This is a genomic window from Lactococcus sp. S47, assembly GCF_016517475.1.
GTDB classification, from domain to species: Bacteria; Bacillota; Bacilli; order Lactobacillales; family Streptococcaceae; genus Lactococcus; species Lactococcus lactis.
The window spans coordinates 188,743-212,670 of the sequence record NZ_JACVUB010000001.1 but is presented as its reverse complement, the minus strand read 5'-3'; the positions used below and the strand labels follow the sequence as shown (position 1 = coordinate 212,670).

General features: G+C 34.5%; 25 protein-coding genes, 1 riboswitch and 1 other annotated feature (1 of these 27 only partly in view). Of the genes, 3 read left to right on the top strand and 22 right to left on the bottom strand.

Going from position 1 to position 23,928, the window contains the following annotated elements; genetic code table 11:
• Window positions 1-35: 35 nt before the first annotated feature.
• The 5 genes from IAE52_RS01025 to IAE52_RS01005 all read right to left on the bottom strand — a co-directional run bounded on the left by IAE52_RS01025 (window position 36) and on the right by IAE52_RS01005 (window position 6,394).
• Window positions 36-2,717: an FtsX-like permease family protein gene (locus IAE52_RS01025; RefSeq protein WP_033899447.1), complete on the bottom strand. Its 2,682-nt coding sequence runs from the start codon at window positions 2,715-2,717 to the stop codon at window positions 36-38.
• A gap of 3 nt (window positions 2,718-2,720) precedes the next feature.
• Complete coding sequence (locus IAE52_RS01020; protein WP_033899445.1) at window positions 2,721-3,422, bottom strand: ABC transporter ATP-binding protein; 702 nt, start codon at window positions 3,420-3,422, stop codon at window positions 2,721-2,723.
• Between the two features lie 129 nt (window positions 3,423-3,551).
• Window positions 3,552-4,376 (bottom strand): ammonia-dependent NAD(+) synthetase, encoded by an 825-nt coding sequence (gene nadE, locus IAE52_RS01015; protein ID WP_033899443.1) that lies wholly within the window; start codon window positions 4,374-4,376, stop codon window positions 3,552-3,554.
• A gap of 60 nt (window positions 4,377-4,436) precedes the next feature.
• Entirely contained in the window at window positions 4,437-4,925 is a 489-nt protein-coding gene (locus tag IAE52_RS01010; RefSeq protein WP_029343839.1) for a GNAT family N-acetyltransferase, read from the bottom strand.
• A complete protein-coding gene (locus tag IAE52_RS01005; RefSeq protein ID WP_021722509.1) occupies window positions 4,922-6,394 on the bottom strand; it encodes a nicotinate phosphoribosyltransferase in 1,473 nt (490 codons plus the stop codon). Before IAE52_RS01005 ends, IAE52_RS01010 begins: the two co-directional genes overlap by 4 nt.
• Before the next feature lie 539 nt (window positions 6,395-6,933).
• On the opposite strand from IAE52_RS01005, the gene IAE52_RS01000 reads away from it, so the two are divergent.
• The gene (locus IAE52_RS01000; protein WP_200136627.1) at window positions 6,934-7,521 is read left to right on the top strand and encodes a nicotinate-nucleotide adenylyltransferase; all 588 of its coding nucleotides are present in this window, start codon (window positions 6,934-6,936) and stop codon (window positions 7,519-7,521) included.
• A 22-nt stretch (window positions 7,522-7,543) separates the two neighbouring features.
• Here IAE52_RS01000 and IAE52_RS00995 read toward each other — a convergent pair whose 3' ends face one another.
• The 8 genes from IAE52_RS00995 to IAE52_RS00960 form a co-directional block, all read right to left on the bottom strand.
• Entirely contained in the window at window positions 7,544-8,755 is a 1,212-nt protein-coding gene (locus IAE52_RS00995) for a voltage-gated chloride channel family protein (RefSeq protein WP_015426309.1), read from the bottom strand.
• Window positions 8,756-8,846: 91 nt separating this feature from the next.
• Window positions 8,847-8,921: riboswitch (Fluoride riboswitch) on the bottom strand.
• 44 nt (window positions 8,922-8,965) lie between these two features.
• The gene (locus IAE52_RS00990) at window positions 8,966-9,208 is read right to left on the bottom strand and encodes a DUF896 domain-containing protein (protein WP_033899438.1); all 243 of its coding nucleotides are present in this window, start codon (window positions 9,206-9,208) and stop codon (window positions 8,966-8,968) included.
• A 110-nt stretch (window positions 9,209-9,318) separates the two neighbouring features.
• Window positions 9,319-11,340 carry a glycine--tRNA ligase subunit beta gene (gene glyS, locus IAE52_RS00985; protein ID WP_058212252.1) on the bottom strand — a complete coding sequence of 674 codons (2,022 nt, stop codon included), beginning with the start codon at window positions 11,338-11,340 and terminating at the stop codon, window positions 9,319-9,321.
• On the bottom strand, window positions 11,340-12,293 hold the full coding sequence (gene glyQ / locus IAE52_RS00980; protein ID WP_003130667.1) for a glycine--tRNA ligase subunit alpha: 954 nt from the start codon (window positions 12,291-12,293) through the stop codon (window positions 11,340-11,342). The genes glyS and glyQ overlap by 1 nt, the downstream gene beginning before the upstream one ends.
• 286 nt (window positions 12,294-12,579) lie before the next feature.
• Window positions 12,580-13,326, bottom strand: a complete 747-nt coding sequence (locus tag IAE52_RS00975) for a bifunctional metallophosphatase/5'-nucleotidase (RefSeq protein ID WP_200136626.1) — start codon at window positions 13,324-13,326, stop codon at window positions 12,580-12,582.
• Window positions 13,327-13,440: 114 nt separating this feature from the next.
• Window positions 13,441-14,460 carry a DUF475 domain-containing protein gene (locus IAE52_RS00970; protein WP_012897709.1) on the bottom strand — a complete coding sequence of 340 codons (1,020 nt, stop codon included), beginning with the start codon at window positions 14,458-14,460 and terminating at the stop codon, window positions 13,441-13,443.
• A 47-nt stretch (window positions 14,461-14,507) separates the two neighbouring features.
• On the bottom strand, window positions 14,508-15,005 hold the full coding sequence (locus tag IAE52_RS00965) for a VanZ family protein (protein ID WP_003130662.1): 498 nt from the start codon (window positions 15,003-15,005) through the stop codon (window positions 14,508-14,510).
• Between the two features lie 133 nt (window positions 15,006-15,138).
• Window positions 15,139-15,768: a YigZ family protein gene (locus IAE52_RS00960; protein ID WP_003130660.1), complete on the bottom strand. Its 630-nt coding sequence runs from the start codon at window positions 15,766-15,768 to the stop codon at window positions 15,139-15,141.
• 56 nt (window positions 15,769-15,824) lie between these two features.
• Here IAE52_RS00960 and IAE52_RS00955 point away from each other — a divergent pair, with 56 nt between their 5' ends.
• Complete coding sequence (locus tag IAE52_RS00955; RefSeq protein WP_109990846.1) at window positions 15,825-17,147, top strand: DEAD/DEAH box helicase; 1,323 nt, start codon at window positions 15,825-15,827, stop codon at window positions 17,145-17,147.
• Window positions 17,144-17,794 (top strand): ComF family protein, encoded by a 651-nt coding sequence (locus IAE52_RS11665; protein ID WP_109990845.1) that lies wholly within the window; start codon window positions 17,144-17,146, stop codon window positions 17,792-17,794. Before IAE52_RS00955 ends, IAE52_RS11665 begins: the two co-directional genes overlap by 4 nt.
• A gap of 33 nt (window positions 17,795-17,827) precedes the next feature.
• Here IAE52_RS11665 and IAE52_RS00945 read toward each other — a convergent pair whose 3' ends face one another.
• From IAE52_RS00945 to rplU, 9 genes are all read right to left on the bottom strand, one after another.
• Window positions 17,828-18,406 carry a nucleotidyltransferase family protein gene (locus tag IAE52_RS00945; protein ID WP_021722515.1) on the bottom strand — a complete coding sequence of 193 codons (579 nt, stop codon included), beginning with the start codon at window positions 18,404-18,406 and terminating at the stop codon, window positions 17,828-17,830.
• Window positions 18,407-18,419: 13 nt separating this feature from the next.
• The gene (locus IAE52_RS00940; protein ID WP_003130653.1) at window positions 18,420-18,875 is read right to left on the bottom strand and encodes a diacylglycerol kinase family protein; all 456 of its coding nucleotides are present in this window, start codon (window positions 18,873-18,875) and stop codon (window positions 18,420-18,422) included.
• A complete protein-coding gene (gene ybeY, locus IAE52_RS00935; protein ID WP_021722516.1) occupies window positions 18,859-19,347 on the bottom strand; it encodes an rRNA maturation RNase YbeY in 489 nt (162 codons plus the stop codon). The genes IAE52_RS00940 and ybeY overlap by 17 nt, the downstream gene beginning before the upstream one ends.
• Window positions 19,348-19,498: 151 nt before the next feature.
• A complete protein-coding gene (locus IAE52_RS00930; protein ID WP_021722517.1) occupies window positions 19,499-19,978 on the bottom strand; it encodes an NUDIX hydrolase in 480 nt (159 codons plus the stop codon).
• 57 nt (window positions 19,979-20,035) lie between these two features.
• A complete protein-coding gene (locus IAE52_RS00925) occupies window positions 20,036-21,004 on the bottom strand; it encodes a PhoH family protein (RefSeq protein WP_003130649.1) in 969 nt (322 codons plus the stop codon).
• A 101-nt stretch (window positions 21,005-21,105) separates the two neighbouring features.
• A complete protein-coding gene (locus tag IAE52_RS00920; protein WP_058202813.1) occupies window positions 21,106-22,638 on the bottom strand; it encodes an Nramp family divalent metal transporter in 1,533 nt (510 codons plus the stop codon).
• Window positions 22,639-22,912: 274 nt separating this feature from the next.
• Entirely contained in the window at window positions 22,913-23,197 is a 285-nt protein-coding gene (gene rpmA / locus IAE52_RS00915) for a 50S ribosomal protein L27 (RefSeq protein WP_003130646.1), read from the bottom strand.
• Window position 23,198: 1 nt separating this feature from the next.
• Window positions 23,199-23,534: a ribosomal-processing cysteine protease Prp gene (locus IAE52_RS00910; RefSeq protein ID WP_012897702.1), complete on the bottom strand. Its 336-nt coding sequence runs from the start codon at window positions 23,532-23,534 to the stop codon at window positions 23,199-23,201.
• Window positions 23,535-23,536: 2 nt separating this feature from the next.
• Window positions 23,537-23,851, bottom strand: a complete 315-nt coding sequence (gene rplU, locus IAE52_RS00905) for a 50S ribosomal protein L21 (RefSeq protein ID WP_003130644.1) — start codon at window positions 23,849-23,851, stop codon at window positions 23,537-23,539.
• 39 nt (window positions 23,852-23,890) lie between these two features.
• Window positions 23,891-23,928, bottom strand: a sequence feature (ribosomal protein L21 leader region) (it continues 36 nt past the right edge of the window).

The following is a 23,928-nucleotide window of genomic DNA, read 5'->3' as shown; positions in this document are numbered from 1 at the left end:
ATTTCTTAAAAAGCTGTCAGTAAAATTTTTAATGATTAATCTACTGATTTCAAAGCCCCAAGCATATCCACGGCTTTTAATTTGAAATGAACAACAATAGCTAGCAAAAGAGTAGTCGCAAAAGTAATTGCTGCCGATAATAAAAGATTTGTCCAAAGTAATCCCGGTGCAAACATAATTTGGTCAGCTGACAATTGGTTCATAATAACCTGATGGAAATAATCCCCCAAACCAAAACCAACCAGAATTCCTAAAAAGCTTAATAAAATCGTTTCCCGATAAATATAAAGTGTGACTTCACGGTCATAGAATCCTAAAACTTTGATTGTGGCTAATTCGCGAATTCTCTCGGAAACATTGATATTTGTTAAATTATAGATGACAACAATCGCAAGTAAAATGGCACAAGTAATCAAAACAATCATGACACTATTAATGCCATACATAAAGGATTCAATCACCTTTTTGAGGTCACTATTTTGTGAAACTGCTTGAATTCCGTCTTCTTGCATAAATTGAGCTGACATTTTTTGAATATTATTTGTAGACGCATTTTTCAACTTAATCAATTGGGCATTTGCCACAAAATCTTTTTTAAAAACCTTTTGGTAAACCGATTGATTCATGAAAATATAATGGCCCATATACATTTCAGTAATTGCTGCTACTTTTATCTTATGAGGCTGATTTTCACTATCTTTTAGTGTCAGAGAATCACCAACTTTAAGGTCTAAAAGTTCAGCAAATTTTTCTGAAAGGACTGCTCCAGAGTTATTTAATTCAATTTTTTGACTATTTTTACGAGATTTTAAGCTAATGTATTTTGATAAATCATCAGAACGATTTGTCGCAATTAAGTTAACCTCTTGTTTTTCTAATTTGCCACTGGCTTCTTTTGTCAAATTTTCAAAGGCAATCGGCAAATAATTCTCAATTTCTGATGAGGCTAATTCTTTATCTATCTCTTCTTTTTCTTTGTCATTTACTTTATTTTTTTCAATAGTAATCATGTCATAGTGCAAAATTTGACCAAATTGTTTCTTTGATAAACCAGAAATGGAATCACGAATTCCAAATCCCATGACAAGTAAAGCGGTACAGCCAGCGACACCAAAGATAGTCATTAACATTCTCTTTTTATAGCGAAATAGATTTCGAGCCGTCACTTTATAAGTAAAACTCATTCTTTTCCAAATAAAATTAATTTTCTCTAAAAGAATCCGTGAGCCTGCTTTTGGTACTTTTGCTAAAAAGAGACTGGCTGGTACTTCTTTTAGTTCCATTCGGACAACCCAATATGCTGGAAAAAGACTACAAGCAATAGCTATCGCAAAAGCAACTATTGTCCATAAAGGAGAGAATGTTAACCGTAAATTGCTAAAGGTAGATGAAGCTGTGTAAGCATTAAATACCGCTATCGGCAAAAAGGTATGTCCAATAATTGTTCCTACTAAAGCTCCTAAACCGCTAGAAACTAATCCATAGACCATAAATTTCTTACGAATATCACGGTTAGAATATCCCAAAGCCTTCAGTAACCCAAGATTTCCTCGCTCTTCTTCCACAAAACGAGTCATTGTTGTCAAACTCACTAATAAAGCAATCGCAAAAAGGACTACTGGAAAAATATTTGAAAGACTGTCAATTCTTGTTGAGTCATCTAAAAATGTCTTATACCCCGGATTTACTTCTTTACGATTATTAATTTGATAAGTCGGTTTTTCAAGCTGGTTTAGGGCTGTTTCCTGCTTTGCAAGCTCTGCTTTAGCTTTAGCAATCTTTTCTTTTCCATCATTAATTTGATTTTGGCCTGCATTGATTTGCTCAATCGCTTGAGCGGATGCATTTTCCCCAATTTGATTCTTTTGTGCGATTAATTGATTTTCTTGCTGAGTGAGTTGATTTTCTTCCTCAACTATTTGACTTTTCGCTTCATTAATCTGTTTTTCTGGGGCTGTTTTCAGTGCTGCCAAGCGTTTTTCTGGTTGATTCTTAAAAGTATTTTCTAAGGTTTTTTGTTCGGTTTTTAAACGGCTATCATATTTACTATCAAAAATGGAGATATTTTGTAAGTTTTTATAGGATAGGCGAGCAATCATATAAACATCAGAATCAAAGGCTTCCTTGGTAACAAGCGCATACCCATTAAGTTTACCCGTTCCAACTGTCGTTGAGCCAAAATCACTTTTATCGACATATTCACTTGATTTCACAAATCCAACAATTTTAAAGGAATGATTTTTTATCAAATCAGAATCCTTAGATTTAGGAGGGGTAAAATCAATGGTTTGTCCTATTTTATATTGTCCATCATATAAATAATCTAAAGCAATTTCTGAATCTTTTTGAGGCAACTTGCCTGATATTAACTCATAAGTTGACAATTCATCTGGTTTAGAAAATAAACGCAGACTATTTTCTTTTCCTTTGATTACCAAATCTTGAAAATAGCCAAATTCTGCTTTTTTTACACCCTTGGTTTCGTTAATTAATTGCTGGTCAGAATGGTCCAATCCCAAAGTTGAAGTTAGCGTCAAATCTGCTAAATGATGTTGAGCATAAAAATCTTCCGCTGTCCTTCTCATATCGGGTCCAGAAACTTTTAGTCCGACAAAAGCGAAAGTCCCTAACAACATCAAGGAAAAAATAGAAATAAAGCGACCTAATGAACCCGTAATTGACCTGCGAATTTCTTTATTTAAAGTTTTTTTTCGCATAGCTCACCACTCAATTCTATCGATATCTTCTGGTTGGCTATTATTATCAATTTGTTTAATTTTTCCATCATGCATTTGAATGACACGGTTGGCAATTGGAGCAATTGCAGCATTATGCGTGACAATAATAACTGTTTTTCCTTCTTTTCTGGCCATATCTTGAAGAATTTTCAAGATTTGTTTTCCTGTATGATAATCTAAGGCACCGGTTGGTTCATCACAAAGCAAGATTTTTGGATTTTTGGCTATGGCACGCGCAATCGCTACTCTTTGCTGCTCACCACCAGAAAGTTGCGAAGGAAAATTATGAAGCCGATGTTCCAGACCGACACTTTTCAGCACTTCTTTAGCATCCAGAGCATTTTCGACAATTTCAGAAGCTAATTCGACATTTTCTAGTGCTGTCAAATTATTGACAAGATTATAAAATTGAAAAACGAAACCAACGGCATAACGTCGGTAGGTAATCAATTCTTTGTTTGAAAAATTAGAGATTTCTTCCTCATCAATAATAACCTCTCCCTCATCATTTGTATCCATTCCTCCTAAAATATTTAGGACTGTTGATTTACCTGCCCCAGAGGAACCTAAAATGACAGCCAATTCTCCTTCTTCAATTTCAAAATTTACTTGGTCATTGGCATAAATCTTCTCTTGTCCTGATTGATAGATTTTAGACTCATTAATCACTTCAATAAATGTCATCTTATCCCTCCTTTTTGTTGTAAACGTTTTAGTTAATTATATCATAATTACATTTTACTTCTTATTCAAGTCCTCATCATTTTTAATAAAAAAATTACTGACAGAAATCCTGTCAGTAACTTTTTGTTTTTATTTCCAAAAATCATCAAAAACACTAATTGGTAAGTGACGTTTATGTTGTGTTTTATTCCACCATGCTTCGATTTTAGCCTTAGCATCCTCAGAAATCACTTTACCTTCTGTGTAGTCATCAATATCATTGTAAGTCACACCTAATGCAATCTCGTCAGCAAGTCCTGGTTTTCCTTCTTCAAGGTCTGCAGTCGGAACTTTTTCGTAAATGGCTGGGTCAGCGCCAAGTTCAGCCAAGAGTGCTTTTCCTTGGCGTTTATTCAAGCGGAAAAGTGGGAGCAAGTCTGCTCCACCATCACCAAATTTTGTGAAAAATCCAGTAATATTTTCTGCTGCATGGTCTGTTCCAAGAACCGCTCCTTGATATTGACCAGCCACAGCATACTGAGTAATCATACGTTGACGTGCCTTAATATTTCCCTTGTTGAAATCTGATACTTCAATTCCAGCTTCATTGAGGGCTGCCACTTGCCCTTCAACAGCAGCTTTAATATTTACTGTCAAACTGATATCAGGTTGAATGAAAGCAAGCGCACGTTGGGCATCTTCTTCATCAGCTTGAACACCATATGGCAGGCGAATTGCTACAAATTTATAAGTCTCATCAGCAGTTTCTTGACGCATTTCCTCGATAGCAATTTGAGCCAGACGACCTGCTAAACTAGAATCTTGACCACCAGAAATCCCTAATACAAAAGACTTAATGAAAGGATATTTTTTTAGATAATCTTTCAAAAATTCAACTGACACCCTAATTTCTTCTTTAGGATCAATGACTGGTTTCACACCAAGTTCTTTAATAATTTCATCTTGTAATGTCATTTTATCTTCCTTTTACTGACAGTTTCTATATTTTACTGACAGCTCTGTCATTAACTATTTTTAATCTAAAATTTTGCTCATATAGAATTCATCAATGTATTTCCCATCAACACACATTGCCTCACGGCGAACGCCTTCTATTGTGAATCCATGTTTTTGAAAAAGGGCAATCGCAGCATAGTTATTAATCATTACCGTTAATTCTAAGCGTTTTACTGCTTTTTCTTTTGCCCATCTTTCTAATTCCTCAAAAAGTTGAGAACCAATTCCTTGGTGTTGAAATTCTTCAATAATTCCTACAACAACATAGGCCGTATTTCTAATTCGATTAGCATTTCCTCTTTTGGCTGACAGAAATCCAACAAATTTTCCATCAACATCAGCACCAACTAAAAAATCAAAACGTGAAATTCGACCAATTGTTCGGCTAAAATCAAATCTTCGCTCCTCTGGTTCAAGCATCATGAACTTACTTTCTGTATCCAATTGCTTTTGGACATCCCAGAAAAGTCTTGCATCACAGAGGTCTATTCGTCTTATTCTCATCATTCATCATCCAATCTCGTCATTGATACTGTTGTACGCACCTGTGAAATTAGGCGCATTTTATGATTCCATAATTCTTGTGACAAATCTACTGGATAAGGTTGAGGATTCAAATCACGTTTATATTCATCCCAAAGTTCCTCAAGGTTTTCACGAGCAAATTCTTTAATTTCTTGCAAGCTTGGCAATTCATAAATCAATTCGCCGTCCACAAAAATATCTTTCAAAAGTGGATTGGCATTGAAGTCTCGCACATTTTTATTGATGTAGGTATAAAGCGGGTGGAACATGTAAATTTCTTCTGCTACATCTGGGCGTTCATCTGAAAATGTAATATAATCCCCCTCTGATTTGCCATCTGCTTTTTTGGTGATTCGCCAAACTTGTTTTTTACCTGGTGTAGAAACTTTTTCAGCATTACTTGAAAGTTTAATGGTATCCTGCATTTGACCACTTTCATCTTCCATAGATACTAATTTATAAACTGCACCAAGCGCTGGCTGATCATAAGCCGTAATTAATTTAGTTCCAACTCCCCAAACATCAATTTTTGCTTTTTGCATTTTTAAACTTAAAATTGTGTTTTCATCTAAATCATTTGAAGCGTAGATTTTTGCATCAGTAAATCCTGCTTCATCAAGTTGCTGACGAACTTTTTTCGAGATATAGGCCATATCTCCAGAATCAATTCGTACACCTTGGAAATTAATTTTATCGCCAAATTCACGCGCCACTTTAATCGCTGAAGGAACTCCAACTCTTAAAGTATCATAAGTATCCACAAGGAAGACACAATCTTTATGAGTCTGTGCGTATGCTTTAAAAGCCTCATAATCATTTCCATAAGATTGAACCAAAGCATGAGCATGTGTTCCACTAGCCTTCAAACCAAAGATTTTAGCTGCACGAACGTTTGATGTCGCATCAGCACCACCAATAATTGCTGCTCGTGTTCCCCAAATGGCTGCATCCATTTCTTGAGCGCGTCTTGTCCCAAATTCCAACAAAGGGTCATCCCCAATTACAGATTTGATACGAGCAGCTTTAGTAGCAATCAAAGTTTGGAAATTTATAATATTAAGAATAGCTGTTTCGACCAACTGACATTCCGCAAGCGAACCTTCAACCTGCACTAAAGGTTCGTTAGCAAAAGCAAGTTGTCCTTCTTGCATCGCTCTAACTGTTCCTGTAAAACGCAATTCTTTTAAATAATTTAGAAAATCTTCCGGATAATCTAATTCACGCAAATAGGCAATATCTGTTTCCGAGAATTTAAGATTCTTTAAATAATCAACCATTCTTTCTAAACCAGCAAAAACAGCATAACCATTTTTAAAGGGCATCTCACGGAAAAAAACCTCAAAGACCGCCTGACGCTGATGTCGTCCAAGCTCAAAGTAAGTTTGCATCATATTAATTTGATATAAGTCCGTATGTAATGTAAGACTGTCGTCTTGATATAGATGTGGCATAATTTTTTCTCCCATATTCACTTCCGCTAATCATACCGATTTTAACGCAATTCTAATCTTTATTTTATCAAATTTTGCCCTAAATTTGTACTGGGAACCCTTTATAATTATACAATAAATTATAATTTAAATTTCGCCATGTATTTTATATAAAACTAGTCAATTTTTTGCTCCACTTATGTTTTTTGTACTACAATAGAAGTAATGGAGAAAGGAGAGGATTATGATTAGTTATCTAAAGAAACTACTTAAACAAAATGATAGTGTAAAAATCCACTTAATAGACGGAAGTGTCGTCTCTGCCTTACATTTCAAGAAAGGTTACAGCAACGGAAATTGCCTTGTAATTGATGAGGATAACACCGAGCATTATATTAACAGTAGATACATTGTCCAAATCGAATCTTAAATTAAAGAACTCCCTTGAGGAGTTTTTCTTTAGTCTTATAGATTGCGATGAGCTATGGTACAATATAAATTGACTGATTCAAAATATTGGTAGATTAAATAATTTCAAAAATTAAGGAGAAAGCCCCCTTATGGATAAAGGGAACAGAAAAAAAGTAGGTCTATTAGGAGGAAATTTTAATCCAATTCATCATGCTCATTTAATGATGGCTGACCAAGTTGCCCAACAAATGAATTTGGATAAAGTATTACTAATGCCTGAAAATATTCCACCTCATGTCGATGAAAAAGAAACCATTTCTGCAAAACATCGAGTCAAAATGCTTGAGTTAGCAATCAAAGAAAATCCTAGACTCGGTCTTGAGTTGATTGAAATTGAACGTGGTGGAAAATCTTACAGTTATGACACGCTCAAACTCCTGACTGAAGCTAATCCTGATACCGATTATTATTTCATTATTGGTAGCGACATGGTGGAATATCTTCCCAAATGGTACAAAATTGATGAACTCCTAAAACTTGTGACATTCATTGCCTTAAGAAGAACGGATACAATCTCCAAAAGTCCTTATCCTGTTACTTGGCTTGATGCTCCCTTGTTACCAATTTCTAGTACAATGCTAAGGGAAATGTTTGCCAAAAATATTGAACCCACTTACTTCTTACCTCAAAACGTTATTGATTACATTAAAACTGAAAAATTATATAAAAAAAAATGACCCAGATAGGTCATCTTTTTGTTTAAACTTCCAAATTTAGAACTTCTTGCGCATAAATGGATGAATTTCCATTCAAAACGTAGGCAATTGTCATAATTGGTAGGATATATTGAACCGAACCAAACCCAAAGACCTCCGCAGCAATAAAAATTGGGCCAAAATAAGAGTTTGTTGCGGCTGAAAAAATTGAAACATAACCCGCAGCAGCCACAAATTCGACAGGTAAACCAAAGAGCATAGCCAAAGCTGCACCCAATGTTGAACCAATAGCAAAGAGTGGTGTGACTTCCCCACCTTGGAATCCAGCAGAAATTGATAAAACCGTAAAGATTAATTTTAATATCCAATCATATCCATTGATATGTCCACCATTAAAACTTAAAGAAATCAAATTAGTCCCAAGACCAGCATAACGGTCCAAATGAATAACAAGTAAACCAATTGAGATGACAATTCCCATCAAAATAATTCTATAATAAGGATTAACAATTCTTTTAGCGACGGTTGCTTTCATAAAAGCTAAAGATTCCGCAAAAAATCTTCCTACAAGTCCAAAACAAACGGCAATGACAGCCAATTTTAAAAGAACCAAAGGGTCAATATGAATGTTAGTATTGATTGCGAAAGAAAATTTTTCTAATCCCAAACTGCTTGAAGTCCAACTTGCAACATATGAACCAACCAAAGCTGGGATTAAAGCTCTATACTCAATTTTACCCAACATTAAAATTTCAATAGCAAAGAAAGTTGCTGCGATTGGTGTTTGAAAGAGCCCTGCAAAACCAGCAGCCATACCAGTAATCAAAAGTATTTTTTTAGCTTCTTTTGCTGAGAGTTTTTTACCAATCGCATGTCCAATCACACCACCGATTTGAACTGCAACTCCTTCACGACCAACACTGGCACCAAACAAATGAGAAAGCCAAGTCGAGAAAACAATCAGCGGAACAAGACGTTTTGGAATATCTTCTCGCCCATGATTCCCCGCTTCAAAAATTAGGCCCATTCCTTTTTGGCTGTCTTTACCAAAATTCTTATAAATATAAACGATTAAGAGACCAGCTAAGGTTAAAAATGGAATTAAATATAGGGCATGACTATCTCTAAATTCAGTAATATAGATAAGCCCTCGACCAAATATAGCATCAACAATACCAATTAATCCCCCAATAATTACAGCTAAGAAGACATATAAAATTGCGCTTCTTGAAATTCCTACTTTAAAAAAATTCATTTTTGAAACTCCTTGTTTGTGAGTTTAACTCACTTTATAATATTTTACAAAACAAAAGGCGCTACAAACAAGACTACTTGGAGATAGCCTTTTGTTTGTAGGCGCCATTAGTTTTAAGATTTTATTCTTAAAGCGGTTTCGGGTGTGCACCATACCCATCATTTATTAATATTTATTTTAACATTTTATGAAATATTTGCAAGAAAAAGCTCAGTCGCGCATCCCATTCTTACGTTGAATTTCTTTAAGTTTATCCGGAGTAACATCTTCTCCTGTTTTTTCATCAATAACTTTGATGGTTTCAACTTGTGAGCGGAAATTTGCTTTAACACTATCGAGGTAAGTACGACGTAAAAGGGCTTGTTCTTCAAGCTCAGCTTCTGATAATCCTTCTGCTTTCTTCTTACGCGCTAATTCATTAATACGTTCTACTTGTTCATTTGTAATTGCCATTTCTTAGTTCCTTTCTTCATGAATATTGTTAAAATTACTGACAGAACTCAAATTTTACTGACAGCTTTTTAGAGTCATAAATAAACTTTCTGTCAGTAAATCTATCAATTTTATTTTGTATTAATCAAAGAAAAATCAGCCATAACACTTGTTAATGCAACAACTTCTGACAACAACGCAATACGATTATCACGAACTGATAAATCTTCAGCCATTACCATTACACTTTCAAAGAAAGTTTCAATTGCAGGTGCAAGTGAATGAACAATTGCTCTGAATTTTTCTTCACCAGGCATATAAGTCCATTGATTTTGAAGAGAAATAACAACGTTATAAAGAGCTTCTTCTGCATCTTCTTCAAAAAGTGTTGGATTTATTTCTTTAATATCTTTTGCTTTTTTAACCAAATTAATTGAACGCGAAACATTTTCAATTGCTGGTTTAAAAGGTTCGTGAAGTTTGTGCCCATCAATGACAAAAGCCGATTCCATCATGTTTGTAATATCAAAGCTTGAACTATTAATTGCCGCTTCAACAATATCATGACGATCGAGTTTTTCAAGCAAGAGTTTTTGAATACGTGCTTTGACGAAATCCAAAATTTCAAGATGATTTTCACCTTCAAATTGGTCGATAAATAAAGATAAATCGAAATGCCAATTCATTTTTTCAATAATACGAATCAAGCCTTGTACTGCTCGACGTAGAGCATAAGGGTCATTTGAACCAGAAGGAATTAAACCAACATTAAAGAAAGAGAGGACTGAATCAATTTTGTCAGCTGCTGCAAGCACAGAACCGACTTTTGTTTCAGGCAATTCTCCCTCGGCTGAAGTTGGCATATAATGTTCACGAATTGCTGCAGAAACATTTGCATTTTCACCAGCTAAAAGCGCATATTTTTCACCCATTACCCCTTGTAATTCATCAAATTCTCCAACCATTCCTGTCAAAAGGTCAAATTTATAAATTTCAGCACTACGAGCAACGTCTCTTTTTTCTTCATCTGTCAAACCAGCAATATCAGCTAACTTAGCGGCTATTTCTTTTGTTCGCGCCATGTGTTCAGTAATTGAACCAATTTTAGCATGGAAAGTTACTTTAGCAAGTTTAGCGACCAAATCTTCAATTTTAAGTTTTTGATCTTCTTTCCAGAAAAACTCTGCATCTTCAAGACGAGCAACCAAAACTTTTTCATTTCCAAGCACTACATTTTCAATATTTTCAGCGTTCCCATTACGGACAGAGATAAAGTTTGGTGCGAGTTGACCTTCTTGGTTATAAACTTCAAAATAACGTTGATTATCACGCATTGATGTCACTAAAACTTCTGCTGGAACAGAAAGATATTTAGGATCAAATGAACCAACAAAGGCAGTTGGATATTCAACAATATTATTTACTTCTTCTAATAAATCTTTATGCAAAGTAACTTGCCATTTATTTTCAGACGCAAGAGCCAAAATTTGAGCTGAAATTTCTGCTTTACGATGTTCAGCATCAACTAAAACAAAGTTTTCTGGCATTTTGCTAGCATAATCATTTGCATTTTTGAGTTCAACCTCAACATTTGCCAAGAAACGATGGCCTCGTGAAAAACGATTTGCTGTTACGTCCAATAAATCAAAAGCAACAACTTTATCTTCTAGAAGTGAAACAATCCATTGAATTGGACGAACAAAGAGAAAATCATTATTTCCCCATTTCATATAAGTTGAGAATGTCATTTTTGCGATGACTTCATCGCCAACTTTAGACAGAATTTCTTCTGCTTTTACTCCGTCAATATGTTTTTTAGCATAATAATAATCACCCTTAAGGATTAAATCATCTGGAGTAGCTCCTTGTCCTCTTGAGAAACCTTGAATCGCTTTTGACCAATTCCCTTGCGCATCTTTAGCAATTTTAGCAGATGGACCTTTAACTTCTTCATCAATCGCTTCTGACGCTTCTGCCAAACCTTCAACAATAATTGCTAAACGACGTGGAGTTGAAAATTTAATAATTTTATCAAATTCTAAACGATTTTCTTTAAGAAAAGTTTCCATTCTTTCGGCTAATTGATTGATTGAAGGAGTCACCAAATGTGCTGGAATTTCTTCCAAACCAATTTCAAGTAAGTAATTTGTCATTATTTTTCTTCTCCTTCTACAATCTTAGTATATTTTCCTTTTTTACCAAGGTATTTTTCACGCAAAGCTTCATCTTTTAAGAGCGGGAAACCAAGTTTTGCACGTTCTTCAATAAAAGTTTTTGCTACCTTACGTGCCATTGTACGAACTCTATGCATATAGCCTGCACGCTCAGTTACAGAAACTGCTCCACGTGCATCAAGTAAATTGAAAGTATGTGAAGATTTCAAAATATAATCATAAGCTGGGTGAACCAAGCCTTTATCTAATAAATCAAGCGCTTCTTGTTCATATTCTCCAAAAAGTTTAAGTAAAAGCTCTTGGTTTGATTCTTCAAAGGCAAATTTAGAATGTTCGTATTCAGGTTCTTTGAAAATATCACCGTAAGCTACGCCATTCCCCCATTCAAGGTCATAAACAGAATCAACCTCTTGAATAACTGTCGCAATACGTTCCAAACCATAAGTGATTTCTGAAGTTACGGAATCAACTTCAATTCCTCCAACTTGTTGGAAATAAGTAAATTGAGTACATTCTTGCCCATCAATCCAAACTTCCCATCCAATACCGGCACATCCCATTGAAGGATTTTCCCAGTTATCTTCAACAAAGCGGATATCATGCTCTAAAGCATCAATTCCAAGTTCAGCTAAACTTTGAAGATAAAGTTCTTGGATATTTTTTGGAGATGGTTTTAATACAACTTGGAATTGGTGGTGTTGGAACAACCGATTTGGGTTTTCACCATAACGACCGTCAGCAGGACGACGTGAAGGTTGCACATAGGCGGCTCCCCAAGGTTCAGGTCCGTTTGAACGCAAGAAAGTGTAAGGGCTCATTGTTCCTGCTCCTACTTCATTATCATAAGCTTGCATCAAGTTTGCCCCTTGTTTAGACCAAAAGCCTTGTAGGGTCAAGATAATATCTTGAAATGCTAGTTTTTTATTTGCCATTATTTTCCTCCGAAATTCAAAAAACCGCAATTCACACACTCATCAATCCTCGAAAAAAATCCGAAAAGAGACAAAGGGTGCAAATGCACGGTTCCACCTTTATTTTTTACTTTATTTGTGTTCATTACAGTTTTAAGTTAAGCCATTATTGTTCTCGAACTTTCACTATCTTCGAGTCGCTACCTATAAATTCTAGCTCTATTTTCCCATTTTGTCAAGGCAAAATAAACTGATGCCCTTACTTCTGTCTTATTTGGTATCAATTTTCTGGTTTTATCTATCATATTCAAACATAATTATTTTCTTGAATAAAAAGTAAATTGCCTTCGTCATCAATATTGATTTCAGATTCTATAAGAGAATAGTTATCAGTTTCAGATTGAATAATGAGTGTATTTCCGCATTTTTCAACTTTTTTTCCTGATGTCCCTACGGGTTTATCGATAATAATATCAATTTCTAAAAATTGTTGAGCTAACATTTGGTTCATTTCTTCTCCAAGTTGACTTAATAAAATAATAACATCAACTCCAAGGTTCTTTAATCTTTTAACTATGAAATCTGCCTTATCAAAAGGGTTAGAAAAGATAGTCTCCGCACTCGGATGTGAGCGATAAACAATATCCATTGTTGTCAAACCAAATATTCCTATTTTCTTACCTGATGTTGTATTTTTAAGGAGATAAGGAATAAATTTTCCTTCTTTTACTAAAGGATTTAAAAGTTTATCATCTTCAAAATTAACATTAGCGGCTAAGATTGGAAAATTTATTTTATTTAGATTTTCCACTATTCCTTTTGAACCCTCATCAAATTGATGACTTCCCAATGTCGTCGCATCAAAAGGAAAGGTATTCAGGAGGTCTTGCTCATCATTTTTGTGCTCAATGTTATTAAAAATGCTATTTCCATCTCCTAAAACTAAAGTTTCTATGACTCTTTTTTTATTTTCTTCTTTGATTTTATTAATTAAAGAAAAATCCTTATCAAGGGTGAGATGAGTATTATTTATATGTAAAATGCTAAGTTTCATTATCACAACCAAACCTATATATAGTATTTAATATCTATATTTTATCATAAAAAACACAATATATTGTGTTTTAAACTTTTTTCTAAAAATAAAAAGATGACTTCCGTCATCTTTTTAATGATTTCGATTATAAATCACACTCGAAATAAAGGAAAGAATAATAAATACAGCTCCTAGAAGTCCTGTAACAACCTCACCAATCTCCCATTTGATACTTGCTAAAATTAAAAATGCAAGCGTGAGAATGGCCCAATGTGCTCCGTGTTCAAGATATACAAGGTCATTCAATGTTCCTTTTTGAACAAGATAAAGCGTTAGACTTCTTACAAACATCGCTCCAATCACACCTAATCCTAAAAGAATAATAATCGGGTCTGCTGTAATTGCAAAGGCACCTATTACCCCATCAAAACTAAATGAAGCATCTATTACTTCCAAATATAAGAATAAAGCAAGTCCAGCCTTACCAGTCGCAACCACACTACTTGTTGTGTTTGCAGCTTTGCTATGACTCATCGTTTCTCCAAAACCGTCAACAAGCATGAAAGTTAGGATTCCTAAAATTCCAGCAAATAAAACAGCGTGAGCATCTTTAGCAATAAATTCCGATGTGATTAAAAGCAAAATAATGGAAATAATTGCATTTGCTGCCGGAAAATTTCCAATTTTTTGAAGGATTTTCTCTGGTATTTTAAGCCAAGTATGTGCCCGTTCATCAAAGAAAAATCCTAAGGCTAGCATCAATAGAAACATTCCACCGAAAGCTGCGATTTGTGGATGAGCATGGTGCAAAATATAGCCATAGGTTCCTACTGTATTGGGATTTCCCTTTTCTAAAGCTAATTTTAAAGCACTGATAGGGTCAATTTGGGCTGACACTCCAACAATCAAGAGTGGAAAAATCAAACGCATTCCAAGAACGGCAATCAAAACTCCTAAGGTTAAGAAAGCTTTTTGCCATGCAGAACTCATTCGTTCGAGAATACGTGCATTCACAATAGCGTTATCCATAGATAAGGAAATTTCTAGAACAGCAAGAATAAGCGTAATAAAAAGTCCATTCCACCCAGCATAAACAAATGCGATAATTAGGGCAATTAAACTAACAATAAATGAGCCTCTGAATATTTTCATAGGTCTCCTCTTCTAAAATAATCTTCTCATCTATTCTAACATACTTTTTACACTCTCACTGTGCCTAGAACTATGCTTTGCCTGATAAAGATTATCGTAAAAATGAGCAAAATCGTAAAAGAAATTGTCAAAATAAGGTCGACTTTTGCTTTTGAAAAGACTTTTATGAGTAAATAATAGAAACTTATTCCAAGTAAGGCTCCAAGTGAGTTAGTGATGAGGTCAGTAATATCCGTTGCACCAATGGCAAGAAGATATTGTAGACTTTCAAATGAAAAACTTAATAAAATGGAAATTGCCAATTTATTTAAAAAGGAGATTTTTGGTGCATTCATAGTCAATAAAATACCAAAAGGAATAAAAGCTAGAATATTAAATAAAACCTCGCGACGACCACCGGACATGGCTAAAGGTGTCAGATTAAGACTTCTTGTATTCGTCATTTCAAGAAAAGCAAATGGATGAAAAGAAAGTTTAAATAATACCAGCCAAACCAGTCCTAATATATAAATGAAAAATAAAAGCTGTGCTAATTTTTTTGTCATTTTTCTCCTTTCTTAAGAAAATAGGTTTTCGATTGTTGTTCTTTTAGTATTTTAACTGATTTAACTTAAACAGAAACCTTTATCAGTTATGATATAAATAAAAAGGGAATTCTCCCTTTTTAAAATCAATATTTTATGACAGGAATTCAACTTCTACTTGTTGACTGTCCCCTTTTTTCATGATTATTTTTCCATTAAAAGTTTCTGTCAGTAAATTCATGACTTCGTCAACCTTTTCTTCGTCAATAAAACATTTTACTTTGATATCCGACAAAAACTCACTATCCGAAATTTTGATTTTTTGGTCAATTAAAAAGCGCTGTAAGCTGTCATAGAGGCTGTAATCAAGGTTTAAAATAAGCTCACGTTGATTGATAAATTCAACTAAACCAACAGCTTCGATGGCATGATTTACACTGCCCGCATAAGCACGAATTAAACCACCAGCACCTAATTTTATTCCACCAAAATACCGAGTAACAACGGCACAAACATTGATTATTTCTTTTTTCTTTAAAATTTCAAGCATCGGAACACCAGCAGTCCCTGACGGCTCTCCATCATCACTTGTTCGTTGAATTTCTTGACGGTCACCTAATGTATAGGCCGAGCAGTTATGATTGGCTTTCCAGTGTTCTTTTTTGATTTTCGCAATAAAATCACGCGCTTCTTCTTCAGATGAAATTCTTTTCAAATGGCAAATAAATCGTGATTTTTTAATTTCCTCTTCATTGATAAAATCAGTTTTTATAGTGATAGTCATGCTACTGATTTTAACAAATTTTGTTACATTTTAACAGCATTTTCGTATAGAATAGTATGAGCACTAATCAAGAAAAGTTATTTGGCCGTTTATTATTAAAAAATGATATTTTACAACTTATAAAAAGTACTGACAAGATTTCTGTCAGTAAAATTTTTAGTAATTTTTTGTTAGAAGCGAAGGTGAATCCAATTTTGGGAATGACTTCAATTTCTTCCAATAAAATAAAATGCAACCGTTGTGGGACTGTTCATATAAAAAATTCTGTCAAACTTCCAATTGGTGTATTTTACTGTCCAAGTTGTATTCAATTAGGTCGAGTCCGCTCCGATGAATTCTTGTACTTTCTGCCACAAAAGAATTTCCCAAAGAAATCATATATAAACTGGTCGGGAAAACTGACAGAGAATCAAAAATCAATTTCAAATGCCCTCTGTCAGGAAATTAATTCTCATCAGCAAATAATTGTCCAAGCTGTGACTGGAGCTGGAAAAACTGAAATGATTTATCAAGTCATTGAACAAATTTTAGAAAGCGGTGGAGTTGTTGGTCTAGCTAGTCCAAGAATTGATGTTTGTCTTGAACTTCATCAGCGATTATCACGTGATTTTTCCTGTAAGATTCCACTCTTATATCATGATGGCGACAGCTATTTCCGAGCTCCATTAATAATAATGACCAGTCATCAGCTTTTACGTTTCAAGGAAGCTTTTGATTTGCTGATTATTGATGAAGTTGATGCCTTTCCCTTTAGAGATAATGAAATGCTTTATTTTGCGGCAGAAAAAGCAAGAAAAATAGAAGGAAATTTAATATATTTGACCGCAACTTCTACTGACAAACTTGAAAAAGATATAAAAAAGCAAAAACTCTATCCTTTGTTTCTCCCGCGTCGTTTTCACAATTTTCCTTTAGTCGTGCCTAAATTTTTTTGGAAAAATAAATTTGATAAGAAATTAATTGAGCAAAGAAATAGTGGCTTTCCTCTTCTTATTTTTGCTGCTGAAATTGAATTTGGACAAGAATTTGCAAAACAACTACAATTGAAATTTCCTAAAGAAAAAATTGCTTCCGTTGCTTCAACAACAAAAGATAGATTGGAAATTGTTAAAGCTTTTAGAAATAAAGAAATTACTATTTTAATAGCGACTTCAATTCTTGAACGGGGAGTCACTTTTCCAAATGTTGATGTTTTTGTCATCAACAGTGAGCACCCAAACTTCACTAAATCCGCACTGATACAAATGGCTGGACGTGTGGGTCGTAGTCCTGAACGTCCAACAGGCTTAGTTAGTTTTTTTCATTACGGAAAATCCAAAGCAATGTGTCAGGCAGTTAGAGAAATCAAAAAAATGAACCAACTGGGAGTTTTTTCATGATAAAGTGTTTGCTTTGTTCAAGAAGTATTGCTCAAAACTTTCTATTTAGTGAACTTTTCCTACTCAAAAGTCCTCAAAATCTTTTATGTTCTAAATGTCAAAAAAATTTTGAAAAGATCCCTGAAGCTCACTGTCCTCGCTGCTGTAAGCCAAATGTCCATGAGATCTGTACTGATTGTCAAAATTGGGAAAAAAGAGGATACAAAATCAGACATCAGGCAATTTTTCACTACAATCAAGCAATGAAAGATTATTTTAGCCAGTATAAATTTGTTGGAGATTATCGATTATACCAAATTTTTGAGCCCTATTTTAAAAGTATTTCCCTAAAATCTCCTTTGGTTCCAATTCCTATTTCACCAAAAAGATTAGAGGAACGTGGTTTCAATCAAGTGACTGCTTTTCTTCAACAAGATAATTTTATTGAACTTCTTGAAAAAGAGAATTCGGTCAAACAATCTAGCCTTAATCGAAAAGAACGATTGGAAAGTCCAAATCCTTTTCAATTAAAAAAAGGGCTAAAAGTCCCTACAAAAGTTATATTAATTGACGATATTTATACAACAGGTACCACCTTATATCACGCATCACAAATTCTAAAAGAAGCTGGTGTTCATGAAATAAGGAGCTTTTCTCTCTGCCGTTAATCATTAAATCAAATAAAAAAGCCTTTCAGCTTTTTATAAATTCTTTATTTCATCTGACCATTCAATAATCTTTAAATTACTAAATCTTTCTTGCCACCTAGCAAGCTTATTTTCATAAAGTATTCGATTATTATCGACATGATAAATTGGCCGAATTGTTTTAGTAAAAATATCTTCTAAGCCGTAGGGAGCAAAAATTTCAATATTGCGTGAATTACCACTTATGCCTACAGCATGAACCGTAGCAATCCAACGCTCAATCGCATTTTCTGTGTTTTTATACGGTACTTTATTTCCATTATGCCAAAGATGCATGTATGCTTCATTATGAATATCAAATTGATAGGGAAATTTTTCAGATAAAACTTTTTCTAACTTTTTATCATTTTTAGCAGAGCTGTCAGCAGAAATCTCTTTATCAAAGTACACAATATCAATATCGTGAATTCCTGTCATTAAATTATTTCCGTCAGAATAATTCCAAACCGTTTGAAAGACACTTCCTGCGGCTAGATAATAATTAGGCAAATTTAAAACAGAAACTTCATCCAAAATGAACATCAATTCGGAGTTCTTTTTCAATATTTTTAGAAAATCATTTTTTCTATCCATTTCCGCTTATCCTCTAAAAGAAAAGATGCCAAATTTTAGGTAAAAATACAATCAGACCAACAATCAATGCAAATCCCGAAATAACTAAAACTGCCCCAGCTGCCATATCTTTGGCTCGTTTTGCACGCATATAAAATTGGTAATCTGATGCTAAATCCACCACATTTTCGATAGCAGAATTAAAAAGTTCTGCCATAAAAACTAGAAAAATTGACAACAACAAAAAGAGCCATTCAAATTCTGAAATTTGAAAAACGAGACCAAAAACAATGGCTAAAAAGGCTGCCAAAGCATGTTTACGCATGTTACGTTCTTCTTTAAAAGCTGTCCAAATTCCAGACAGTGCAAAGTCTAAACTCGAAAGTAAATTAGGATTTTTCCAACGGGCCCTATCCTCTTGAACAGGTCTTTTACCATTATTAAAATCCTTTTTCTTAAAGAGTTTTACATCTTTATCTTGTGAGTCCATAGGCAGTTAAAATCTCCTCTTGCAAACCAAACATTTCTGACTCTTCTTCTGGTGTGTAGTGGTCATAACCATTGATATGCAAAAAGCCATGAACAGCTAACCAACCATATTCACGTTCAATCGAGTGACCATAATCAGCAGCCTGTTCAGCAGCCTTGTCTATTGAAATAAACAATTCACCAATAAATGGATCCATTTCTTCCAACAATTCCTCTGGTAATTCCATATCTTCATCAAAGAAAAATTCTGATTCATCAGGTTTATATTCTAATGAGATAACATCGGTTGGTCGGTCAGTTTCGCGATATTGCAAATTCAACTCATGTGAACGAGCATTATCAACAAAAGTTACTGACATTTCTGTTGATTCTTTCAAGTTCAGTTTTTTAGCAGCAAAAGCTAAAACTTCTTTGGTTTGTTCAATAATCTCACTTGGCACTTTGCCTGTTTCATCAACTAATTCTACGTACATTTTTTTCCTTATTTAATTACTGACAATAATTCATAAAATAGCCCTAAGTAGCTCAATATTTTAGCTATTTCTATTATTCTGTCAGTAAATTTTAATGACAGACAGAACTGTCAGAGAATTTCTCATTCAATCTGTCACTTACAATCAACAATTACTTTCTGTCAGCCTTTTTTTGCAACATTTCCTTACAAAAGGACAAAATGGGACCTCTTGTGGCAATTAATATATCTTCTGGCAGATTATCAAAGGCAAACCATTGACAGTCAAGAACCTCTGATTCTTCTAAAAGAATCTCTCCAGAAAAATCATTACAAGTAAAAACAGTATCAACAATATGAACTTCATCCCCATTTGGATAGAAAAAGTGTTGTTCTGTCCCAGAAGCTACAGTGTACAATTTTATTTTTCCAGCTTTTAAGCCAACTTCTTCATAGAGTTCACGTTTCGCTGCTTCTTCAACCTTTTCATTCGGTTCAACTGACCCACCATGATAACACCATTTCCCATTATCTGCCCGTTTTTGAAGTAAAATTCCTCGATTTTCATCATAAATAATCAAGCTTGCACATGCAATTACCATTGGGACATGCCCAATTTTTTTGCGCAAATCCATGACATAACCTTCGGCCATTATTGTTTCCTTCTTATCTAGAAATTTGATCAATCTGACATTAACAAAAGTCCCAAACTATTCATCACCATAGGCTTTGATAATTTCAGCAACAACTGGATGTCGAACGACATCTTTTGCCATGAAATAAACAAAATCAATTGATTTCACATGACTTAATTTATCTTTGGCATCAATCAAACCTGATTTTACTTTATTAGGTAAGTCAATTTGTGAAATATCTCCATTAACAATCATTTTAGAATTAAAACCAAGCCGAGTCAAAAACATTTTCATCTGCATCGTTGTTGTATTCTGTGCTTCATCCAAAATGACGAAGGCATCATCAAGCGTACGACCACGCATGTAAGCAAGCGGAGCAATTTCAATAATTCCTCGTTCCATCATTCGCTCAGTTGCCGTCTTTCCTAAAATTTGGAAAAGGGCATCATAAACTGGTCGTAAATAAGGATCAACCTTTTCTTGCAAATCACCTGGTAAGAACCCAAGACTTTCACCAGCTTCTACAGCTGGTCTTGTCAAAATAATTCGTTTCACCTGACCATTACGTAATGCTTGAACAGCCATCACAACAGCTAAAAACGTTTTCCCTGTTCCAGCTGGTCCAATTCCAAAAACAATATCATGATGTTTGACAGAATCAACATAAGTTTTTTGAATCAGATTTTTTAGTCGAATTGACTTTCCAGCTGCATCTTTCGTCAGTTCAACTTCATAAAGTGCAGTGAAATTTTCAATATCATCATTTAAAACCATCTTTATTGCAATAATGACATCTGACGCATGAACTGGAACTCCTCGACCTACTAGTACCTGCAGAGCTTGGAGGGCTTTACGAGCTCGCTCCCTTGTCAATTCATCCTCAGAAACGATTTGAACCGTTTCGCCACGATAATTAATCTCAACCCCTAGTTGAGATTCAACTAACTTCAAATATTTATCTTGTACCCCAAAAAGTAGACTTGCATCTTCTGGATTTTCTAGTTTAAATTCAATTGAATTTTTAGTCAAATACACAATCTCCATTAATCATTTTCTTACATTATAGCACATTTCATATTTTAATTTAAATCACACCTTACTGAATATAAAGAAAAACTCTATTTTAAAATAGAGTTAAATCAATTTTAGTAAGCCATCATTTTTTTATTTCCTCGATAAAGTTCTACGATTGTCCAAATTAATAAAAAGAGAACTCCCAAAATAAGAAAACCAGAAATAAGATGAGATAGTCCAAGATTATGAGGTATAAAGTTGGCAATTTGATCTGGCAAACCAATCAAATTAAGATAGGTCAAAGCAATAACTGAAAACCAACCCAAACATTTAATAATCAAATTATTTTTAAAATCACCCATCTCCTTTTTACTATTAGTCAACATCAACAAAGGAATAATTGAAAAAGGTAGAGCAAAGGCTAGAAAAACTTGAGAATTATTCATCAAATTATTAATTGCTTCATGCTGTGCTTTCAAAGTTTGTCCTTTTGTCATAGAAACACATATCAAAACCGGAACAACTGAGAGTAAACGTGTTACTAATCTTCTGGCCCACATTGGCATTCTCATATGGATAAAACCTTCCATAATAACTTGACCAGTTAAAGTCCCTGTAATAGTAGAATTCTGTCCTGAAGCAAGAAGAGCTACGGCAAACAAAGTGGATAAAGCTCCTGTTTTTGCTACATCGGCAAGCAGTCCATTGCTTAAAACAGTTGGATTAGAGAGGGCATCATATAAACCAAAGAATGATGGATCATCAATCACGCCCGTTTTGAATACGGCAACTCCCATGATTAACAAGAGGGAATTCACAACAAAAGCCACTGTCAATTGAATATTAGAATCCCATGTTGAAAATCTCACCGCTCTAGCAACATCTGCTTTATCCTGATGATTGATTTTTCGGCTTTGTGAAATAGAAGAATGGAGATACAAATTATGAGGCATAACTGTAGCACCAATAATCCCTAAGGCCCCTGTTAAAGGAGACATCCCTGCCACTGTTGGTGAAGAGGCAAACGTCCGGCTATTGGGGATAAATCCCTCAATAATTCCTTTCCAATCTGGATTTGATAAAGCGACTTGATAAGCAAAAATGACCAAAATGACTAAAATCAAACAGATAACAAGGGCTTCAATTTTTCTAAAACCTACTTTCGTCAATAACAAAAGCAAAAAGACATCAAGAACGGTAATAAAAACCGCTAAGATTAATGGGATATTAAATAAAAGATAAAGAGCGATAGCAGCCCCAATTACTTCTGCAATATCCGTTGCCATTATGGCAAGTTCAGTTAATATCCATAAAACAATTCCTAGAGATTTACTTGTTCTTGCTCTTATAGCTTGAGCCAAATCCATTTGACTGACAATACCCAATTTTGCCGACATATATTGAAGGAGCATTGCAATTAAACTTGACATCAGAATGACTGAAATCAGTAAGTATTGAAAGTTTTGTCCGCCAGTTATTGAGGTTGACCAATTTCCTGGGTCCATATAACCAACTGCAACTAAGGCACCCGGTCCTGAGTAAGTTAGCAACATTTTGAAAAAGCCAACATTTTTAGGTACTTCTACTGTCCCATTTATTTCCTCTAAGGATTTTCCATTCGTATGATAAATCAATCGATGACGTTGATGTTCTTTATCATTCATTATTTCTCCTAGCTCTAAGTTGAATAAAATTCAACAACCATTATGTTAAGTATATTTTTATAGTAATTAAAATAAATCAATTATCGATTTAAGAAATTATCAAACTTTTTAATCTATAACTGATAATAAAAATATTATAGCACCACCTTATCTTTTTTTCAAATATTTTAGCATATATTTATAAATATATTTAAAAAGATACAAAAAAAGCCCTCAAGAGGACTTTATTCATTAATATATAAAAAAAACCTGTCAAAGACAGGTTTCAAAATTCTTATTTAGCCACTACTGGATAAACTGATACGTGTTTTTTACCACGTTTCATTTCGAATTTAACAGTTCCTTCGATTTTAGCGAAGAGAGTATCGTCGCCACCACGGCCAACGTTAGTACCTGGATGGATATGTGTACCACGTTGACGGAAAAGGATTGAACCGCCGCTTACAAGTTCACCGTCAGATGCTTTAGCACCGAGACGTTTAGCTTGTGAGTCACGTCCATTGGAAGTAGAACCCCCACCTTTTTTGTGGGCGAAGAGTTGCAGATTAAGTTCAAGCATGTTATTGCCCTCCATTTTCAAATTTAAGTGTAATGTACTGACCATAGCTTTTCTCAACTGCTTTCATCGAATTTGCAAAAGCTTCGAGCAAAGTTTGAGCCAATACGCCTTGTTTTTCAGGTATGCTCAAAGGAATTTCAACATACAAGTAACCATCTTCCATCTGAGTCACAGGTTTAATGCGAGCCATCTCGTAGATATTATTTGCCGTTGTAATTGATAGAACGCTGACCGCCGCACAAACTACATCGTGTCCATACTCGCCAGATTCAGCATGTCCTGAGATTTCATAAGAAACAATTTTGTCTCTTTTTGTCCTGATACAAGCTTCAATCATAATTAAGCGTTAACTGATTTGATAACAACTTTAGTGTATGGTTGACGGTGACCTTGTTTACGGTGTGAGTGTTTTTTAGGTTTGTATTGGAAAGTAACAACTTTCTTTTGCTTACCATGTTTTTCGACTTCACCAACAACAGTTGCGCCTTCAACGAGTGGTGCACCAACTTTAGTTGTTTCGCCTCCGACAAAGATAACTTCGTCGAAAGTAACGGTTTGACCAGCTTCAACATTGAGTTTTTCAACGTAGATTACTGAACCTTCTTCAACTTTAACTTGTTTACCACCAGTTTTGATGATTGCATAGTTTGACATTGTGATTCCTCCTTGTTAGATTTCATCGCTTTTAAGTCAAGCGACTGTTAGACTCGCCTTTGTTCGTGGGCGTATGC

What these genes read in the sequence shown, in the direction of transcription:
- IAE52_RS00995 (WP_015426309.1), bottom strand. Translation starts at nt 8,755, where the DNA reads ATGAATTTTTTTAAAGTAGGAATTTCAAGAAGCGCAATTTTATATGTC.
- IAE52_RS00975 (WP_200136626.1), bottom strand. Translation starts at nt 13,326, where the DNA reads ATGAAACTTAGCATTTTACATATAAATAATACTCATCTCACCCTTGAT.
- IAE52_RS01025 (WP_033899447.1), bottom strand. Translation starts at nt 2,717, where the DNA reads ATGCGAAAAAAAACTTTAAATAAAGAAATTCGCAGGTCAATTACGGGT.
- glyQ (WP_003130667.1), bottom strand. Translation starts at nt 12,293, where the DNA reads ATGGCAAATAAAAAACTAGCATTTCAAGATATTATCTTGACCCTACAA.
- IAE52_RS00925 (WP_003130649.1), bottom strand. Translation starts at nt 21,004, where the DNA reads ATGGAGATTGTGTATTTGACTAAAAATTCAATTGAATTTAAACTAGAA.
- IAE52_RS00930 (WP_021722517.1), bottom strand. Translation starts at nt 19,978, where the DNA reads ATGGCCGAAGGTTATGTCATGGATTTGCGCAAAAAAATTGGGCATGTC.
- IAE52_RS00960 (WP_003130660.1), bottom strand. Translation starts at nt 15,768, where the DNA reads ATGACTATCACTATAAAAACTGATTTTATCAATGAAGAGGAAATTAAA.
- IAE52_RS00955 (WP_109990846.1), top strand. Translation starts at nt 15,825, where the DNA reads ATGAGCACTAATCAAGAAAAGTTATTTGGCCGTTTATTATTAAAAAAT.
- IAE52_RS01005 (WP_021722509.1), bottom strand. Translation starts at nt 6,394, where the DNA reads ATGCCACATCTATATCAAGACGACAGTCTTACATTACATACGGACTTA.
- IAE52_RS00945 (WP_021722515.1), bottom strand. Translation starts at nt 18,406, where the DNA reads ATGGATAGAAAAAATGATTTTCTAAAAATATTGAAAAAGAACTCCGAA.
- IAE52_RS00970 (WP_012897709.1), bottom strand. Translation starts at nt 14,460, where the DNA reads ATGAAAATATTCAGAGGCTCATTTATTGTTAGTTTAATTGCCCTAATT.
- IAE52_RS01020 (WP_033899445.1), bottom strand. Translation starts at nt 3,422, where the DNA reads ATGACATTTATTGAAGTGATTAATGAGTCTAAAATCTATCAATCAGGA.
- IAE52_RS00920 (WP_058202813.1), bottom strand. Translation starts at nt 22,638, where the DNA reads ATGAATGATAAAGAACATCAACGTCATCGATTGATTTATCATACGAAT.
- IAE52_RS01010 (WP_029343839.1), bottom strand. Translation starts at nt 4,925, where the DNA reads ATGATGAGAATAAGACGAATAGACCTCTGTGATGCAAGACTTTTCTGG.
- IAE52_RS00990 (WP_033899438.1), bottom strand. Translation starts at nt 9,208, where the DNA reads ATGGCAATTACAAATGAACAAGTAGAACGTATTAATGAATTAGCGCGT.
- rpmA (WP_003130646.1), bottom strand. Translation starts at nt 23,197, where the DNA reads ATGCTTGAACTTAATCTGCAACTCTTCGCCCACAAAAAAGGTGGGGGT.
- IAE52_RS00965 (WP_003130662.1), bottom strand. Translation starts at nt 15,005, where the DNA reads ATGACAAAAAAATTAGCACAGCTTTTATTTTTCATTTATATATTAGGA.
- IAE52_RS01000 (WP_200136627.1), top strand. Translation starts at nt 6,934, where the DNA reads ATGGATAAAGGGAACAGAAAAAAAGTAGGTCTATTAGGAGGAAATTTT.
- glyS (WP_058212252.1), bottom strand. Translation starts at nt 11,340, where the DNA reads ATGACAAATTACTTACTTGAAATTGGTTTGGAAGAAATTCCAGCACAT.
- IAE52_RS11665 (WP_109990845.1), top strand. Translation starts at nt 17,144, where the DNA reads ATGATAAAGTGTTTGCTTTGTTCAAGAAGTATTGCTCAAAACTTTCTA.
- IAE52_RS00910 (WP_012897702.1), bottom strand. Translation starts at nt 23,534, where the DNA reads ATGATTGAAGCTTGTATCAGGACAAAAAGAGACAAAATTGTTTCTTAT.
- rplU (WP_003130644.1), bottom strand. Translation starts at nt 23,851, where the DNA reads ATGTCAAACTATGCAATCATCAAAACTGGTGGTAAACAAGTTAAAGTT.
- nadE (WP_033899443.1), bottom strand. Translation starts at nt 4,376, where the DNA reads ATGACATTACAAGATGAAATTATTAAAGAACTTGGTGTGAAACCAGTC.
- ybeY (WP_021722516.1), bottom strand. Translation starts at nt 19,347, where the DNA reads ATGTACGTAGAATTAGTTGATGAAACAGGCAAAGTGCCAAGTGAGATT.
- IAE52_RS00940 (WP_003130653.1), bottom strand. Translation starts at nt 18,875, where the DNA reads ATGGACTCACAAGATAAAGATGTAAAACTCTTTAAGAAAAAGGATTTT.